This window comes from Sulfitobacter alexandrii (assembly GCF_001886735.1).
Lineage (GTDB): Bacteria > Pseudomonadota > Alphaproteobacteria > Rhodobacterales > Rhodobacteraceae > Sulfitobacter > Sulfitobacter alexandrii.
Map to the genome: position 1 here is coordinate 131,499 of NZ_CP018080.1, position 17,164 is coordinate 148,662.

Consider the following 17,164-nt stretch of genomic DNA (forward strand, 5'->3'; position numbering starts at 1 on the left):
TCCTCCCTTTCGTCACACGTATCGATTGACGATGTTCTCGAGTTTTTCCTGCGCGCCGGACCGCGGCTGCGGGTTCGCGCCGCGCGCCTCGGCATCCGCCGCGATGCCGTCCAAGGTTGCGCCATCGGCCAGCATGGCCCTCGCCGCATCGCTTTCCCAGCCGGCGTAGCGGTCCCGCCGCGGGCCTTCCAGCGCGTCGTCCTGGATCATCCGCCAGGCAGATTTCAATCCCCGCGCGCAGATGTCCATCGCGCCCACGTGAGACGCGATCAGGTCTTCGGGGTCCAGCGACTGCCGCCGCAGCTTGGCGTCGAAGTTGGTGCCGCCGGTGGTGAACCCGCCCGCCATCAGAACCTCGTAGTAGGCAAGCGCGGCCTCTGAAGGCGAGTTGGGAAACTGGTCCGTGTCCCATCCCGACTGGTAGTCGTTGCGGTTCATGTCGATGGACCCGAAAATCCCCAATGTCCGCGCCATCGCCAGCTCATGCTCGAAGGAGTGGCCAGCGAGAATCGCGTGCCCCTGTTCGACGTTCACCTTCACCTCGTTCTCCAGCCCGAAGCGCTTGAGAAATCCATAGACGGTGGCGACGTCGTAATCGTACTGGTGCTTGGTCGGTTCCTGCGGTTTCGGCTCGATCAGGATCGCACCCTTGAAGCCGATCTTGTGCTTGTATTCGACCACCATCGAAAGGAACCTGCCCATCTGGTCCAACTCCCGGCCCAGGTCGGTGTTGAGCAGTGTCTCGTACCCCTCGCGCCCGCCCCACAGAACGTAATTCTCGCCGTTCAGCCGGTGCGTCACATCCATGCAGGCCTTCACGGTGGACGCGCAATAGGCAAACACCTCCGGATCGGGATTGGTGCTCGCCCCGGCCATGTAGCGCCGGTTGGAGAACATGTTCGCGGTGCCCCACAGCAGCTTGGGGCCGCCATCGGCCATCTTGGTCTCGAAATAGTCGGCCATTTCGTTCAGGCGCTTGTGGCTTTCCGTCAGGCTGTCACCCTCGGGGCGCACGTCATGATCGTGAAAGCAGAAATAGGGCACGCCGAGGATGCGGAACATGTCGAACGCCGCATCCGCCTTGGCCCGGGCCAGATCCATCGTGTCCGCCGGAAACCACGGCCGCTCGAAGGTCTGGCCGCCAAAGGGGTCGTTACCCTCCCACACGAAGTTGTGCCAGTAGCACACCGCAAACCGCAGATGCTCTTCCATCGTCCGGTCCCCCAGCTTCTCCTTGGGGTCATAGTGACGAAAGGCCAGCGGATTGGCGCTGTCGGCACCTTGATACGTCACCGGGGCGATGTCTGCGAAATATTGGCTCACTGTATGTTCTCACGGCTGTAGATGTTCAATTTGATCCTGCCGGCATCGGCAGGGGGCGTGGTGGCTTCGGTCAGGTCGCGCATGATCCTGACCGCGGCGATAACTCCGGCCCGAATGTCCTGGTCGATCACGAGGTCGAAGGTACCGGTGCGCAGCGCCTCGCGCGAGGTCGGGGTCAGCTCGTGGACAATGGTCACCGGCTTGGGATCCAGCGTGCCGATGGCCCGTACCAGGCCGCGGTTGCCCGCCCCGATGGCATAGATGCCCGCCAGCGGCTGCGCCTTCGCGGCATCCAGCACGATCCGTTCCACCCTCTCGGCGTCGTCCGCGCCCTGGCCCGCGGGCAGAAGGGTGCAGCCGCCGTAGCGTTCCTGCATGACCATCCGGAACCCCAGCAGGCGCTCGCTGTGATCCCGCGCAGCCAGCGAACCGGCGATCATCAGGATCGTGCCGCGGTTGGCGGTGAACCGGCCCATGAACTCCGCCGCCGTGCGGCCCGCCATCACGTTGTCGGGGCCCACGTAGGCATCGCGCCCCGAACTGGGCAGATCCGCGACAAGGCTGAGAACCCTGATCCCCGAGGTCTTGAGCGCCGCGATCTGTTCGTTGATCTCGGGAGCCTCGTTGGCCATCACCGCGACCGCATCGCAGTCGAGGTCGCGCAGCGCCGCCACCTGATCCTCCACGTCGAAGGCCTTGGTCGGAACGATCTGCACAAGCACCTGCTCTTCCATCAGGCGTTGCTGTTCCTGTGCAAGCGCGGCGTGCAGCAGCGCGACGAAACCGGTGTCCCCCGACGGCACCACGAAGCAGAAACGGTAGATCCGGCGGCGCGACAGGTTCGCGGCGGCAAGGTTGCGCACGTATCCGGTCTGAGCGACGGCGGCTTTCACACGGTCCACGACCTTGGCCGATACGCCGCCACGGTTGTTGAGAACCCGGTCGACGGTCGCAAGGCTGACCTGCGCGACTTGCGCTACATCGCGTACCGTTGGTCCGCTCATCCGCCGAATCCTCCCTGTCGCACAAGAATTCAGCAAATTCTGAGGTACGTCAATCAGGTTTCTGCGGGCAACTCCTCAAGCTAGCTGCAAGAATGGATCAATCATATGATAATAATGGATAAAAAGGCACAGGCGGGCAGCTTTCGGGGCGTGGCTTCCCGCTGCACACGCAGAAAGGCGAACCCACCCAGTCTGAGGGTTCAGACCGGGTGGGCAGAAATTTCAACACATTGAAAACCGGCGCCTGAACGCGGCATTTACCGCGTTGCGATGGCCGCCGCCCGCTCAGAGACAGTCGGCCAGTGCGCGGGCAAGGTTGCGCAGCATGTCGGGATAGAGCATCGGCCCCGGCTCGAGGTCCGATCCCAACGGATCGAGCACGCCGGTCTCGGCCGCCGTTCCCTCCATGACGGAAGCGACGATGCCGGGGTTGAACTGCGGTTCGGACAGGACGCAGGTGATGTTCTGTTCGGTCACCCGCGCCTGAACCTCCGCGATCCTCGCAGGGCTTGGATCCGATGCGTCAGACAGCGAAATCGCGCCCGAGGCGGGCAAGTCGAAAGCGGCCTCGAAATACTGGTAGGCGTCGTGGAAGACGATGAAGTTGCCGTCGCGGACGGGATCGAGGATCGTCTCGATCTCTCCGGTCAGGGCCGCGAGCTCTTGCTGCCCGGCTGCGGCATTGGCGCGATAGGCCGCTGCATTGTCCGGGTCCGCCTCTGACAGGGTCATGGCAATTGCGTCGAGCCAAGCCGCCCCGTTCTGCGGTGAAAGCCAGGCATGGGGATCATGCTCGCCCGCGTGGTCATGGTCATGACCTGCGGCGTGGTCGTCTTCGGCGTGGTCGGCATGATCTTCGTGGTCGTGACCCTTGTGACCGTTCTCCGCATGATCGTGGTCGTCGTGCGCCTCCCCTTCGTGCCCGTCGTCGTGGTGATGCGCTTCAAACAGCGCGTTCTGACGCAGCGGCAACTCCTGCGTGCCCGGGACGCCCAACAGTTCGACCACCGTCGCCCCGCCTGCGAGGGTTTCCAGCGCGCCGTCCAGCCACGGCGTCAGGTCCGGAGTGACCCAGAACACCACTCCCGCCTCCTGAAGCGCCGCGGCCTGCGACGGCCTGAGGCTGTAGGCATGCGGGCTGGCCCCCGGCGGCACGATCAGGTCGGGCGTACCGACCCCCGCCATCACCCGCGCCACCAACGAATGCACCGGCGCGATATCGGCGGCGACGCGCGGCACCTCGGCGGTCACGGCGGTGCCGGAAAGCAGCGTGGCCATGACGGTGGCGGCGAAAGGGGAAAGGAGGTTTCTGGACATCTGGCGCTCCATGTGATTTTATTACATTCCCGACCCCCTACAGCGAATGTTATATTATGACAAGACGCGAAAAATCATCCGGTGACACCGCCCGCCCGCTGGGTTTCGAACGGCACGATCACGCGAGTTGCATCGCCACCGCCCTGGCCGAAGCGGAATCGAGGTCGCGGCAGGAAGGCCTGCGCTTCACGCCGGTACGGCGCAAGGCGCTCGAGGTGCTGCTGCAGGAACACCGCGCCGTCGGTGCCTACGAGATGCTGGACCGCCTGCGCGATTCCGGCTTCGGCTCGCAACCGCCGGTGGCCTATCGGGCGCTGGACTTCCTCGTCGCCAACGGCTTCGCGCACAAGATCGAGCGGCTCAATGCTTTCATCGCCTGCGCGCATCCCGGCGACACGCATTCGCCCGTGTTTATGATCTGCCGCGCCTGCGATTCGGTGGCCGAGACCCACACGACCCCCGCCCGCGGCGCCCTGGGTGACGCGGCGCGCGCCACCGGCTTCCGCATCGAACGCACGGTGGTGGAAGCACTCGGCCTGTGCCCGGGCTGCGCGGACAAGGCCGACGCATGAGCCTCGTCAGCGTCGAGAAGATGAGCGTCGCCTACGGCGCCAATACCGTCCTGCGCGACGTGTCCCTGTCCATCGAACCGGGCGAGATCGTGACCGTCGTCGGCCCCAACGGATCGGGCAAGACGACGCTGCTGCGCACCCTGATCGGCGCGGCGCGGCCCACCTCGGGCAGGATCACCACCCGCCCCGGCCTGCGCATCGGCTACGTGCCGCAGAAACTTCACGTCGACCGGACCCTGCCGATGACCGTGAACCGGTTCCTGCGCCTGCCGGGCGGCACGACCCGGACGGACGCGGCGGCGGCGCTCGACCGGGCGGGCGTCACCGACCTGTCGCAGCGCCAGATGTCCGCGCTCTCGGGCGGACAGCTTCAGCGCGTGCTGCTGGCCCGCGCCCTGATGAACCGGCCCGAACTCCTGCTGCTGGACGAGGCGACCCAGGGCCTCGATCAGCCCGGCTCCGCCGCCTTCTATCTCCAGATCGAGGACGTCCGCCGCCAGACCGGTTGTGCCGTGATGATGATCAGCCATGAGTTGCACGTGGTCATGAGCGCATCCGACCGGGTGATCTGCCTCAATGGCCATGTCTGTTGCGAAGGCACGCCCGACATCGTATCGGCCGCCCCGGAGTACCGCGCGCTCTTCGGGACGGGCACGGGCGGCGCGCTTGCGCTCTACCGGCACGAACACGACCATGCGCACGATCACGATCACGACCACCATCACGACAAGACAGAGGCTGCGGAATAGTGCTGGATGACTTCATGACCCGCGCCGCACTGGCCGGCGTCGGCGTCGCCTTTGCGACGGCCCCGCTGGGCAGCTTCGTCGTCTGGCGGCGGATGGCCTATTTCGGCGATGCCACAGCGCACGCCGCGATCCTCGGTGTCGCGCTGGCGCTCGCCTTGCAGATCTCGATCTTTGCCGGGGCCGTGGCGGTGGCGCTGGTCATGGCGCTGACGGTCACCCTGCTTTCGGGGCGCGGCTATGCCATGGACACGTTGCTGGGGGTGCTGGCCCATTCGGCGCTGGCCTTCGGTCTCGTGGCGGTCTCCTTCCTTTCCGGTATCCGCATCGACCTCATGGCCTATCTCTTTGGCGACATTCTTGCCGTGTCGCGGGCCGACCTCGCGGTGATCTGGGGCGGCGCAGTCGTGGTTGTCGGGTTGATCGCCTGGCGCTGGTCCGCCCTGCTGACCGCCACCCTGAGCGAAGATCTGGCTTACGCCAGTGGCGTCGATCCCCGGCGCGAGCAGCTCATCCTCACCCTCGCGCTGGCGATCACCGTCGCCGTGGCCATCAAGGTCGTGGGCGTCCTGCTGATCGCGGCGATGCTCATCATTCCCGCCGCCGCGGCGCGGCCGCTGTCGCAGACCCCGGAGCGCATGGCGCTGACCGGTGCCGTGATCGGGGCGCTTTCGGCGCTTGCCGGGCTCAGGGCGGCGTTCGTGTTCGACACGCCCGCGGGCCCCTCGATTGTCTGCGTCGCGGCGGTGATCTTCGTGGCGACCAGCCTGCTGGACGGGTTGCGGCGCCGTTCTTCCTGAGGTCGCGGGGTCAGTCCTTCCGCGCCTGCTCCGCCCGCAGATCCGATGGCATCCGCTGCGGATCGGTGCAGATGCAGATCACCTCGGCCTCTTCCTTTCCAGCGCTCAGATAGGCATGGCCCATCGTGCTGTCGAGATAGATGCACTCGCCCTTGTTCAGTGTCACGGGCGCATAGAATTCGCTGTGGACCTCGACGCTGCCTTCCAGCACCACCAGGAACTCCTCGCCGCCATGCTGTTCCAGCGGGCCGAAGCGGTGAATATCGCTCGTCTTGATCCGCGCGCGGATCGGCATCATCCGCTTGTTGGTCAGTTCGGAGCACAGGTAGCGATACTCGTAATTCTGGGTGTCGATGACGATCCCGTCCTCCAGCCGCGCGGGCACCATCCGGCTGTTCGGCGCGGGCTTGTCGAAATCGCTCTGCTCGTCGCCGATCAGCTGGCCGATGGACAGCTCCAGCCCCTCGGCAAGTCGCAGGACCTTGTCGAGCGTCGGCGACAGGCTGCCGTTTTCGATCTTGGAAATGGTCGAGACTGACACGCCCGACAACGCGCCGAGCGTGCTGAGCGTCAGCTGTCTGGATTTGCGCAAGTGCCTGAGCCGCGCACCAAGCGCCTGTGCCGTGGTCATGTGATCCGGATCTCCGAAATACGGTGCCGGAGAGATAGACCGTATTACCCTAAAAGGAAATTGTTTTCGTATACGAAAATTTTTTCTTGCATCCTCTCAGGACTTGCCTAGCCTGCAGAGATGGAATCGAGGAAACCGCACTGATGGCCGACACCGAAAACCATTTCGACGCGATCGTGATCGGCGCGGGCATCGCAGGCGCGTCCGTGGCCGCCCATCTGGCGGCCGACATGCGGGTCGCCGTGCTCGAGATGGAAAGCCAGCCCGGCTATCACACCACGGGTCGGTCCGCCGCCGTCTTTGCCCCCAGCTATGGCCCCGAGGGCGTTCGCGCGCTTACCCGGGCCTCACGCCCGTTCTTCGACACCCCGCCGAACGGCTTTGTCGACGCGCCCCTGCTGACCCCGCGCGAGATCCTGATGATCGCCCGCGCAGACCAGACCGATGCGCTGGACGCGCTCATCGCGTCGGTCGCGCCCGGCGCGCATGTCGAACGACTGACCGCGTCGGCGCTGCATGACCATCAGCCGTTGCTCCGCGAGGGCTACGCGGTGGCGGGAATGCTGGATCGCGGCGGTCAGGACATCGATGTCGCCGCCTTGCATCAAGGGTATCTGCGGCTACTGCGCGCGCGGGGTGGCACCGTCCGCACGAACGCGGCAGTCCATGACATCGCACGTTTGTCCGGGACTTGGACCGTCAGCACCGACCGGGGTGGCGCGCTGACGGCGGACACCCTCGTCAATGCGGCGGGGGCATGGGCTGGGCACGTGGGTCGCATGGCGGGGGCCGAGGAAATCGGCCTCGTCCCCAAGCGTCGCACCGCGCTGATGGTGGCGGAACCGGCGGGATTTACCCGGCGCGACGCGCCGATCACCATCGACGTGCAAGAGGAGTTCTACCTCAAGCCCGACGCGGGCCGCCTGCTGATCTCCCCCGCCGACGAGACGCCCACGGATCCCTGCGATGCCCAGCCGGACGAGATGGACGTGGCGATCTGCGCCGACCGGATCATGACCGCCTTCGAGCTCGACATCCGCCGGATCGAGAACAAGTGGGCTGGCCTGCGCAGCTTCGTCGCCGACAAGGAACCCGTGATCGGCTATTCCGATGTGGCCGAGGGCTTTTTCTGGATGGCCGGCCAGGGCGGCTACGGGATTCAATCCTCCCCTGCGGCATCCGAACTCGCGGCGGCACTCGTGCGGGGCAGACCGGTCCCGCAGGCCATTGCGGACACCGGCTTCGATACCGCCCGGGTGTCGCCCGGACGGCTGGCGGTCGCGGCATGATCTGGCTCGCGCCTCTCGCCGCGGCGGCCTTTCTCGGCTGCGGGCTCGCGCTGGCCTATGTCATCGGCGGCGCGGCGGTCCTCAGCTTCATCATCTCGGACAATACCCGATACCTCGCGGTGCTGCCGCAAAAGGTGTTCTCGCAGATCAGCGTCTTCTCCCTGCTGGCGATGCCCCTTTTCATCCTCGCGGGCGAACTGATGAACCGCGGCGGGGTGACCCGGTCGCTGATCGACCTGTCCATGGCCCTCATCGGGCGCCTGCGGGGCGGGCTGGGGCACGTCAACATCATGACCTCCGTGTTCTTCGCCGGCATCTCGGGCTCCGCCGTGGCGGACGCGGCGGCGCTCTCGAACACGCTGGTGCCCGCGATGCGCGAACGCGGCTACACCGCGGAATACGCCGGCGCCATCACCGCCGCCTCCTCGATCATCGGCCCCATCGTGCCGCCCTCGATCATCCTGATCTTCTATGGCGCGCTGATGCAGACCTCGGTCGCGGCGCTTTTCGTGGCGGGCATCCTGCCGGGACTCGTGCTCGCGGCGGCCCTTTTCGCGGTCAACGGCTTCTACGCGTGGCGCGACGACCACCCCCGCGTGGAAAAGGGAGAGGCCCCGCCCCTCGGCCGGGCGATCATCGCCGCCCTGCCCGCCCTCTGCCTGCCGATCATCATCGTCGGCGGCATCGTCCTGGGCTGGATGACCCCGACCGAGGCCGCCTCCGTCGCGGTGCTCGCCGCGGTGATCGCCGCCCTGTTCTACTCGCCCCTGACATTAGACGACCTGTGGCAAAGCTTCTCGCGCACGGCCGTGCTCACCGGGTCGATCTTCATGATCCTCTGCGCCGTGGCCGCCTTCGGCCACCTTGCCGCGCTGGAACGCATCCCGCAGGCCATCGCCGGTCTGGTGGACCAGATGGGCCTCGGTCCCGTCGGTTTCCTGCTGGTGATGAACCTGCTCTTCATCATCGCGGGCATGGTGATGGACGTTCCCGTCGCCCTCGCCCTGCTGGTGCCGCTGCTGGCGCCCGTTGCGCTGGCCAACGGGGCGGACCCCGTCCACCTCGGCATTGTGATCTGCTTCAACCTGTGCATCGGTCTCGTCTCGCCCCCGCTGGGTGGCTGCCTGCTCATCGTTTCCACCGTCACCGGCGTGAACTACTGGCGGCTCGCCCGCGCGGTAATGCCTTTCGTCGTGGCCGAAATCATCGTTCTGGGCGTGCTGGTCTTCACGCCCGAAATCAGCCTCTGGCTGCCCCGCACACTGGGGCTCTGGCGGTAACAGGGACCGAACCAACAAGGGAAGGAAACAACATGAAACTCACACCGATACTATCCGCCACAGCCGTGGCCACGGCGCTTGCCCTGCCCGCGCAGGCAGAGGTCAAGATCGCGCTCGACAGCCCCCCCGACCTGGAGAAGTCCGGCACCTACATGTGGGCGCATACCTTCGGCGAATATCTCAATGCCAACGGCATGGAAGCCGTCGAATACGAACGCAACTCCCTCGGCGAAGAGGCGGAACGCCTCGACCAGGTCAGCCAGGGCCTGCTCGAGGTCTCCATGTCGGATGCCAAGTCGGCGGGCACGCTCGACGCCACCATCAACGGGTCCATGATGCCCTACTTCTTCGACGACATGGCGCAGCTCGACACGGCGCTGGATGAAGGCGGCATGCTGGAGAAGATAAACGAGGGCACGACGCCCAAGGGCGTCCGGGTGCTTGACATCGTGTACACCGGCACCCCCACCGGGATCTTCACCACCGAAACCCCGATCCGCACCTTCGAGGATCTGGCGGGCGTGCGGATGCGCGCGCTGGACGAGGTGCAGATCAACACCTTCGAGAACTGGGGCGCCAAGGGAACGATCGTCTCCTGGTCCGAGGTTCCGAACGCCCTTCAGACCGGCGTGGCCGGCGGCTACATCAACCCCGCGTTCGTGCCGCTGACCTACGGGCACACGTCCTTCATCAATTACTTCACCAATGCGAGGATGAGCCCTTCGGTCCGCGTCGCCATCGCGTCCGAGGACTGGTACCAGAGCCTGACGGACGAGGAACGCGCAACCGTGCAGGAAGCGGTCGACGCCGCGCATGCCGCGAACCGCAAGCTGGTTTCGGATGACGCCGCGGTCCTGAAAGAGCTGGAGGAAGCGGGCATCGAGGTGATCGAACTGTCGCCCGAGGAGCGCCAGAAGTTCCGCGACGCGAGCCAGCCGATCTACGAGTCGACGCCGATGCCCGAAGGCGCGCTCGACGCCTGGAACGCGGCGGTCGGACGCTGATCCCGTGCGGGCGGTGGCATCCCTGCTGGACCGGCTGTCAGGCGGCCTGAACCGTGCGGCGCTGATCGGCGCCGCCCTGGCCGTCGCGATCATGCTCTTTGCCGCCGGCTGGCAGGTCATCGCCCGCTACCTGCTCAACCAGCCCCCGATCTGGACAGAGGAGCTTGCCCGCTTCTCGATGGTCTGGGGCGGGCTTCTGGGCGCGACATGCGCCTTCCGATTCCGCAGCGATCCGACGCTGTTTCCCGAGGCGCTCAAGGTAACGGGCGGTCGTGGCCTCTTGTTCACACTGGTCCGCGCCTTCGGCGTGCTCTGCTTCATCCTGCCGATCCTGTGGTTCAGCGTGTTCGGACCGGGCGCGAACCCCGCGCGCGGCTACCTCGCCCGGCTGGCCGGGCGGCAAACCGAAACGATGGATTTGCCGATGATCGTGTTCGGGGTCGCGATCCCCCTCGCATTCACGCTGATCCTGCTGCACGTGCTGGCGGACATCGCCCGCGCCATCGCCGATCTCAAGGAACCCCGATGAAACTCTTCATGGCCTCGCTGGCGACCGAAACCAATTCCTTCTCTCCCATTCCGACCGGTTGGAGCGGGTTCAGGGAACACCTCTACACCAAGGAAGCATCGCGCGGCGAGGCCGGGCTCTATGCCGCCGCCGTGACCCTCTGGCGCCGGCGGGCCGAGGCATTGGGATGGGAGGTGGTCGAAGGTCTGTCCACCTACGCCCAGCCCGCGGGGCCGACCGTGCGCGAGGTCTACGAAACGATGCGCGACGACATCCTGAACGACCTGAAGGCGGCGATGCCGGTGGACGTCGTGCTGCTGTCCATGCATGGCGCGATGATCGCGCAGGGCTACGACGACTGCGAGGGCGATCTGCTCGCCCGGGCGCGCGCCATCATCGGGCCCGATGCCAAGCTGGGACTGGAGGTCGATCCCCATTGCCACCTGACCGAGGCGATGCTGGAAAACGCGACGGCGATCATCTGCTACAAGGAATATCCCCACATCGACGTGCCCGAGCGCGCGGACGAGTTGTTCACGATCTGCGCCGACGCGGCAGCGGGCCGGACCGATCCGGTCATGCGCGACTACGACTGCCGGATGATGGCCATGTACCACACGCCGTTCGAACCCGTACGCAGCTACGTCGACCGGATGTCGGCGATGGAAGGCAGGGACGGCATCCTGTCGGTCTCCCTCGCGCACGGCTTTCCCTGGGGCGACAATCCGCGCTGCGGCACCCGTACACTGGTCATCACGGATGCCGACGCCCGCCTTGCCGCCGACCGGGCCGAGGCACTGGGTCGGGAACTGTGGGACATGCGTGACGACCTGCGGCGCTTTCCCCCCATGGACGAAGGACTGGACCGCGCTGTCGCCTCCAACGCCGCACCGGTGGTGCTGGCGGACTTCGCGGACAACGCGGGCGGCGGCGCCCCTTCCGATTCCACCTACGTGCTGCGCGCGATCATGGAGCGCGGACTGCGTGACGTCGCGATCGGCACCTTCTGGGATCCGGTCCTCGTGGGCATGTGCATGGACGCGGGCGTGGGTGCCGTCATGGACGTTCGCGTCGGCGGCAAGATCGGCCCCATGTCGGGCGATCCCGTGGATCTGACCGTCACCGTGCGCGGCATCGTCCGTGACGCGATACAGCATCTGGGCAAGGCCGAGATGAACATGGGCGACTGTGTCTGGCTCGAAACGTCCGAAGGCATTCACTTGGTGATGAACACCCGCCGCACCCAGACCTTCCACCCGGAGGCCTTCGAGAACCTCGGGCTCGACCTGTCGGGGATGAAATACGTGGTGGTGAAGTCCTCCCAGCATTTCTACGACGGTTTCGCCCCCATGGCGGGCGAAGTCATCCACCTCGGCACGCCCGGCGCCATCACGCCCGACTTCGCCAACCTGCCGTTGACCAAACGGGACGGCAATTACTGGCCCCGGGTCGACAATCCCTTTGAATAGACAGGACGGAACGACATGGCAGACACCCCCGACCTCGTGATCCGCAACGGCCGCGTGATGGACCCCGAAACCGGACTGGACAGGATCTGCGACATCGCCATCACCGGCGACAGGATCACGCGGGTCGGGGACGTACCGGAAGCCGGAACCCGCGAGATCGACGCGACCGGCCTCGTCGTGGCACCCGGTTTCGTCGACATCCACGCGCACGGCCAATCCGTCGCCGCGGACCGGATGCAGGCTTTCGACGGCGTGACCACTTCCCTCGAACTCGAGGTCGGGGCCCTGCCCGTCGCCGGATGGTACGAGCGGCAGGCAGGCATCCCGCGCGCGCTCAACTACGGGACCGCCGCCGCGTGGATCTTCGGGCGCAAGGCCGCGATGGGCGCGCTGGAACTCGACGCGGACATGCATCCGATCGACCAGATGGGTGCGGGCGCCGACGACATGCGCTGGTCGGTCGACGCGGCGGACGCGGACCAGACGGCACAGATCGTCGCCCATGTCCGGCAGGGCCTGGACGAAGGCGCCATCGGCATCGGCATCCCCAACGGTTATGCCCCCGGCGCAGGGGTCAAGGAGATGTCCGAGATCTGCGATCTCGCCTTCGAATACGGGACGCCCACGTTCACCCACATCGCCTATCTCAGCAACATCGACCCGCAAAGCTCGGTGGACAGCTACGTCCGGCTCATCGGGCTGGCCGGTGCCACGGGCGCGCACATGCACATCTGTCACCTCAACTCCACCTCGCTGATGGACATCGACCGGGTGACCCAACTGGTGGCGAAAGCGCAGGCGCAGGGTCTGCCCGTCACGACAGAGGCCTATCCCTACGGCACAGGGTCCACCGTGGTGAGCGCCGGCTTCTTCCGGGATCCCGACTTCACCAAACGGACCGGCAGCGACTACTCCGCCGTCGAACTGGTGCACAACCACCACCGCTTCACCGGCCGCGAGGACATCGAGCGGGCCCGCGCGGAAGCGCCCGCCGACCTTGTCATGTGGCATTTCCTCGACGTGGAGGTGAACGATGAACACCGCCGGCTGCTCGATCTTTCGGTCACCTATCCCGGCGGCTCCATCGCGTCCGACGCGATGCCCTGGATCGAGGAGGACGGCAGCATCTACGAGGGCACCGAATGGCCCCTGCCCGACCGGCTTTCGGCGCACCCGAGGTCTTCGGCGACCTTCACCCGCTTCCTCGCGAGCTACGTCCGCGACCGTGGCCTTGTCCCCCTGATGGAAGGGCTGGCCAAATGCACCATCCTGCCCTGCCGCGTGATCGAAGGCTGCGCCCCGCAGATGCGCCGCAAGGCCCGTCTGCAGGAAGGCTGCGACGCGGACATCACCGTCTTTGACCTCGACACGCTGCAGGACCGCGCCACCTTCACCGCAATGAACCGCCCTTCCGAAGGCGTCCGCCACCTGATCGTCAACGGCACCCCCGTCATCTCGGACGGGGCCCTGCTGCCGGACGCCGCGCCGGGCCGCCCGATCCGCCGCACCCCGACGTGAGCGTTCCCGTCCTTCTTGTGACCGGCTTTCTCGGTGCGGGGAAGACGACCCTGATCAACGCGCTGCTGCAGGCGGACCACGGGCTGCGCATCGCCGCCATCGTCAATGACTTCGGCGCCATCAATATCGACGCAGCGCTTGTCGGCCCGTCCGCCGACGGGGTCATCGGCCTGCGCAACGGCTGCATCTGCTGCTCGTTGCAAGGCGACCTGCTGCGCACCTTGAAGATCGTGCTCGGCCAGTCGCCCTCGCCCGAGCTCATCGTGATAGAGGCCAGCGGCGTGGCCGATCCCGCTGGCATAACCCGGTCGCTCACCGATCCGGTGATCTGGAATGCCGCGCGGCTTCAGACCGTGGCCTGCGTGATCGACGCCACCGATGCAGCAAGGCGGCGCGACGATCCGTTGTGGCAGGCGCAGGCGCGTGGCTCGGACATGCTGCTTCTGGCCAAGTCCGGACTTGTCGACATGGCCGCCCGCGACCGACTTTCGCTGTCGCTCGCGGCGGCCTTCCGCCAGCGCCTGCTGGACCTTGAGAGCGGCCTGCCCCTGCCCGCCCTGCTGGACCCGGACGGCCCCACCCTGCGCGCATCCTCGCCCACGCCATTGCGCGACGATCGTTTCGTCCATCTCGACTGGACGTGCGACGGCCCGGTCCCGCTCGACGCCTTCCAGCGCGTGATGGGCCGCCTGGCGCCAGATCTGCTTCGGGCCAAGGGCTTTCTGCGCCTCAAGGGACGCGAGACGCGCGTCCTCTTCCAGCTTTCCGGCCAACGCGCCACGCTCTCCGCTGCCGAAGAGGACGGGGCCGAGGGCTGCCAGCTTGTCCTGATCGGGCAGAAGGACAGCTTTGACCCCGATGCGGCACGCATCGAACTGGACGCTCTGGCCAGAGCGTAGAGCCCGGGAAAGCGGCGTCTGGACCGGAAGGCGCGTTCACAGCCCCGAGCGCACCCCCCCTGCGTCGAGATCTGCCGCGAGGCGCGCCACGGCCGCGACGTTGCGGCTGAATTGCACATCCGGAGACGCGAGCGACGACAGGTCGAACCAGCGCGCTTCCAGTGCGTCGTCCCCGGCCACCGGCACGCCGGATCTGTAGCGGCATAGAACCGCGATGAGGACGAAATGACGCCGCAGACCCCCGTCTTCCCCCCGGTCGAAGACGTCCAGCGCCGTGAACGGGTGAACGGGCTCGGCGACCACCGCGGTTTCCTCGAATAGTTCCCTGACGGCAGCATCTGTGACGGTTTCGCCCGGTTCCATCTTGCCGCCGGGAAACCCCCAGTATCCCGCGTCGGGCGGGTTCGCGCGCCGCACGAGGAGAAACCGGTCTTCGTGCTGCATGACGGCAAGCACAGCGGGGATCGGGCGCCGGTCGGGCGAAGCGGTTTTCATGGAGACGACTTTCGAAGTGTGAGGCTGCGGCCAATCGCCCGGCAGCACGGGCCGCGGAGGATCATCCTAGCAGCCTGCCCGCGGGTTTCAATTCGCCCGGTTGTCCGCAGAAGCGCGCGGCGCGCGCTCAGCGCAGACCGACCGCAAGCGTTGCCGCCCCGTCGATGGCCGCGCGATACTCCGCCACCAGCTTGGCGCACAGATCGGCTGTTGCCGGCACGTCGCGGATCGCGCCGATGCCCTGCCCCGCCGCCCAGATGTCGCGCCATGGCTTGAGGTTGCCGGTGGTGCCGAAATTGCGCTCCGCCGGAGGTTCGCCGCTGTCCGGGTCGATGCCCGCCGCCGACAGGCTGGCGCGCAGGAAGTTGGCGGGGATGCCGCTGACGCCGGGCGACAGGGCGATGTCCTCGGCGTGGCCCGCGACGATCATGTCCAGGTGTCCCTGCAGCGCGCTGGTCTCCTTGGTGGCAAGAAACCGCGTGCCGAGATAGGCCAGATCCGCCCCCGCCATCTGCGCCGCCGCGACCTGCGCGCCGGTGGAAAGCGCGCCGCCCAGGACCAAGGGGCCGTCAAATACCGCGCGCAGCTCGGTCAGGATCGCAAAGGGATTGATTGCGCCTGCGTGGCCACCCGCGCCCTGGCTGACCGCGATCAGCCCGTCGACGCCCGCCGCGATGGCGCGTTCGGCAAAACGCCGGTTGGTCACGTCGTGGAACACCAGCCCACCGTAGGCATGCACCGCCTCTATGACCGCCGGATCGACACCGAGCGAGGTCACGACCAGCGGAACGCGATGCGTCACCGTGGCGGCGAGGTCCGCCTCCAGCCGCGCGTTGGAGCCGTGCACGACGAGGTTCACCCCGAAAGGCGCGTCCTGCGGCCCCAGCGCCTCGCTCACCTCGGCCAGCCAGTCGGCATAGCCTTCGGTGCTCCGCTGGTTCAGTGCCGGGAAGGTGCCCGCCACGCCATTGCGGCAGCAGGCGATCACCTGCGCGGGCGTCGAGATCAGGAACATCGGCGCGGCGATCACGGGAAGGGCCAGTCGCCCCCGCCATGCTTCGGGCAAAGCCATCGTCATTCTCCGGGAAAAATTGGATGGGGCGCGCGATGCACGCGCGCCCCCGGGGAGCACTCAGTAGTCGATAAAGTCGGTCTTCTGAGTGAAGGTCTTGGTCTCGGCGTCGAGCTGATAGACGGCCAGCGCGGTGCCCGACAGCTGCAGGTCGTTGTTGAAGCTCAGCGGGGCGACGATGCCGCCGACGTCGAAATTCTCCATCGCGCGCAGGTTGTCGATGGTGCACTGCCGGGTCAGGTCCTCGCCGCAGCCGCGCATCGCCTCGGCCATCGCCATCAGCGAGGCATAGGTGACGTAGGTATAGCGGTTCATCGCCCCGAGGTCGTCCTCCGTCACGTATTTGGCCGCCTTCTCGCGGAAGGCCTCGTTGGCCTCGCCCACCAGCGCCACGTAGTCCGCCACGTAGTAGTTGTAGCCCGCTTCGGCGGCGAGGTTCACCGAAAGCGGCATGTCCTCGGACCAGACCTGCGCCGACTGGAGGTCGAGCCCCAGCTTGCGCGCCTCGGACAGGATGTTGGCCGCCCCCGAGATGATCCCGCCGTTGGCCAGCACGTTGACCCCGGCCGACCTAAACTGCACCACTTCGGCGGCGAAGTTGGACGTCCCCTTCTTGAAGGCCACCCGGGCGCCGTCCGTCACGCCGAATTCCTCGATCGCGCGGTCGTAGCCGTGTTCCACCGCCACGCCAAAGTCGTCGTCCTGACGGATGAGCCCGTAGACGGCGTTCTCCGGCTCGGCGTTCTCGTGGATGTACTTGAGCTGCGCGTAGAAGGCGTCGGAATAGCTGGCGCCAAGGGTAAAGACCGACGGCCGGACCGGATCGTAGACCAGTTCGTTCGGCGCGGTCGAGACGATGGTCGGCAGGTTGTTCTCCTCGATCAGCGGCATCATGGCGAGCACGTTGGCGGTGCCCGACGTGCCGTTGAGTGCGAAGATCTCGTCGACCTCGATCAGCTTGGTCAGCGCCTGGAAGGACCGGGCCGGAACATAGCCGTCATCCTCGGTCACGATGGTGATCTGGCGCCCGTTCACGCCACCGTTCTCGTTGATCTCGGCGGCGGCGATCTTGGATCCGATCGACACCGCGCGCCCGATGAAGGACGCGGGCCCGGTCATGATGTTCACGTCGCCGATCTTGATCTCGGTGTCCGTGACGCCCGGGTCCGCGGCCATCGCCGTGGTGCCGAGCAGTGCCGCGAGTGCGGCGCAGGCAAATGTTTTCATGTCTTCCTCC

Annotated in this window: 17 protein-coding genes; 10 read left to right on the plus strand and 7 right to left on the minus strand. The window is 66.6% G+C overall.

The window, feature by feature from the left end; translation table 11 throughout:
• Positions 1-12: 12 nt before the first annotated feature.
• The 3 genes from xylA to BOO69_RS20780 all read right to left on the minus strand — a co-directional run bounded on the left by xylA (position 13) and on the right by BOO69_RS20780 (position 3,644).
• Positions 13-1,323: a xylose isomerase gene (gene xylA / locus BOO69_RS20770; protein ID WP_071974272.1), complete on the minus strand. Its 1,311-nt coding sequence runs from the start codon at positions 1,321-1,323 to the stop codon at positions 13-15.
• The gene (locus BOO69_RS20775) at positions 1,320-2,327 is read right to left on the minus strand and encodes a LacI family DNA-binding transcriptional regulator (protein ID WP_071974273.1); all 1,008 of its coding nucleotides are present in this window, start codon (positions 2,325-2,327) and stop codon (positions 1,320-1,322) included. The genes xylA and BOO69_RS20775 overlap by 4 nt, the downstream gene beginning before the upstream one ends.
• 285 nt (positions 2,328-2,612) lie before the next feature.
• Positions 2,613-3,644, minus strand: coding sequence for a zinc ABC transporter substrate-binding protein (locus BOO69_RS20780; protein ID WP_071974346.1), 1,032 nt, complete (start codon positions 3,642-3,644; stop codon positions 2,613-2,615).
• Positions 3,645-3,700: 56 nt separating this feature from the next.
• Between BOO69_RS20780 and BOO69_RS20785 the strand changes: the two genes are divergently transcribed.
• From BOO69_RS20785 to BOO69_RS20795, 3 genes are read left to right on the plus strand one after another with little or no spacing between them, the layout of a single operon-like run.
• Positions 3,701-4,216 carry a helix-turn-helix domain-containing protein gene (locus BOO69_RS20785; protein WP_071974274.1) on the plus strand — a complete coding sequence of 172 codons (516 nt, stop codon included), beginning with the start codon at positions 3,701-3,703 and terminating at the stop codon, positions 4,214-4,216.
• A complete protein-coding gene (locus BOO69_RS20790) occupies positions 4,213-4,965 on the plus strand; it encodes an ATP-binding cassette domain-containing protein (protein ID WP_071974275.1) in 753 nt (250 codons plus the stop codon). Before BOO69_RS20785 ends, BOO69_RS20790 begins: the two co-directional genes overlap by 4 nt.
• The gene (locus BOO69_RS20795; RefSeq protein ID WP_071974276.1) at positions 4,965-5,762 is read left to right on the plus strand and encodes a metal ABC transporter permease; all 798 of its coding nucleotides are present in this window, start codon (positions 4,965-4,967) and stop codon (positions 5,760-5,762) included. The genes BOO69_RS20790 and BOO69_RS20795 overlap by 1 nt, the downstream gene beginning before the upstream one ends.
• Before the next feature lie 10 nt (positions 5,763-5,772).
• Here BOO69_RS20795 and BOO69_RS20800 read toward each other — a convergent pair whose 3' ends face one another.
• Positions 5,773-6,393, minus strand: coding sequence for a helix-turn-helix domain-containing protein (locus tag BOO69_RS20800; RefSeq protein ID WP_071974277.1), 621 nt, complete (start codon positions 6,391-6,393; stop codon positions 5,773-5,775).
• 143 nt (positions 6,394-6,536) lie between these two features.
• Here BOO69_RS20800 and BOO69_RS20805 point away from each other — a divergent pair, with 143 nt between their 5' ends.
• Genes BOO69_RS20805 through BOO69_RS20835 form a run of 7 tightly spaced genes read left to right on the plus strand, consistent with a single transcriptional unit; the run spans position 6,537 to position 14,360 of the window.
• Positions 6,537-7,682, plus strand: a complete 1,146-nt coding sequence (locus tag BOO69_RS20805) for an NAD(P)/FAD-dependent oxidoreductase (protein WP_071974278.1) — start codon at positions 6,537-6,539, stop codon at positions 7,680-7,682.
• The gene (locus tag BOO69_RS20810; protein WP_071974279.1) at positions 7,679-8,962 is read left to right on the plus strand and encodes a TRAP transporter large permease; all 1,284 of its coding nucleotides are present in this window, start codon (positions 7,679-7,681) and stop codon (positions 8,960-8,962) included. Before BOO69_RS20805 ends, BOO69_RS20810 begins: the two co-directional genes overlap by 4 nt.
• Positions 8,963-8,994: 32 nt before the next feature.
• Positions 8,995-9,966, plus strand: coding sequence for a TRAP transporter substrate-binding protein (locus BOO69_RS20815; RefSeq protein ID WP_071974280.1), 972 nt, complete (start codon positions 8,995-8,997; stop codon positions 9,964-9,966).
• Between the two features lie 4 nt (positions 9,967-9,970).
• Positions 9,971-10,495, plus strand: coding sequence for a TRAP transporter small permease (locus BOO69_RS20820; RefSeq protein WP_071974281.1), 525 nt, complete (start codon positions 9,971-9,973; stop codon positions 10,493-10,495).
• On the plus strand, positions 10,492-11,943 hold the full coding sequence (locus BOO69_RS20825; RefSeq protein ID WP_071974282.1) for a M81 family metallopeptidase: 1,452 nt from the start codon (positions 10,492-10,494) through the stop codon (positions 11,941-11,943). The genes BOO69_RS20820 and BOO69_RS20825 overlap by 4 nt, the downstream gene beginning before the upstream one ends.
• A 15-nt stretch (positions 11,944-11,958) precedes the next feature.
• Positions 11,959-13,461, plus strand: a complete 1,503-nt coding sequence (locus tag BOO69_RS20830) for an amidohydrolase family protein (protein WP_071974283.1) — start codon at positions 11,959-11,961, stop codon at positions 13,459-13,461.
• A complete protein-coding gene (locus tag BOO69_RS20835; protein ID WP_071974284.1) occupies positions 13,458-14,360 on the plus strand; it encodes a CobW family GTP-binding protein in 903 nt (300 codons plus the stop codon). The genes BOO69_RS20830 and BOO69_RS20835 overlap by 4 nt, the downstream gene beginning before the upstream one ends.
• 36 nt (positions 14,361-14,396) lie before the next feature.
• Here BOO69_RS20835 and BOO69_RS20840 read toward each other — a convergent pair whose 3' ends face one another.
• The 3 genes from BOO69_RS20840 to BOO69_RS20850 form a co-directional block, all read right to left on the minus strand.
• Positions 14,397-14,855, minus strand: coding sequence for an NUDIX hydrolase (locus tag BOO69_RS20840; RefSeq protein ID WP_071974285.1), 459 nt, complete (start codon positions 14,853-14,855; stop codon positions 14,397-14,399).
• Positions 14,856-14,982: 127 nt separating this feature from the next.
• Positions 14,983-15,927 (minus strand): NAD(P)H-dependent flavin oxidoreductase, encoded by a 945-nt coding sequence (locus BOO69_RS20845; RefSeq protein WP_071974286.1) that lies wholly within the window; start codon positions 15,925-15,927, stop codon positions 14,983-14,985.
• Positions 15,928-15,987: 60 nt separating this feature from the next.
• The gene (locus BOO69_RS20850) at positions 15,988-17,154 is read right to left on the minus strand and encodes an ABC transporter substrate-binding protein (RefSeq protein ID WP_071974287.1); all 1,167 of its coding nucleotides are present in this window, start codon (positions 17,152-17,154) and stop codon (positions 15,988-15,990) included.
• Between the last annotated feature and the right edge of the window lie 10 nt (positions 17,155-17,164).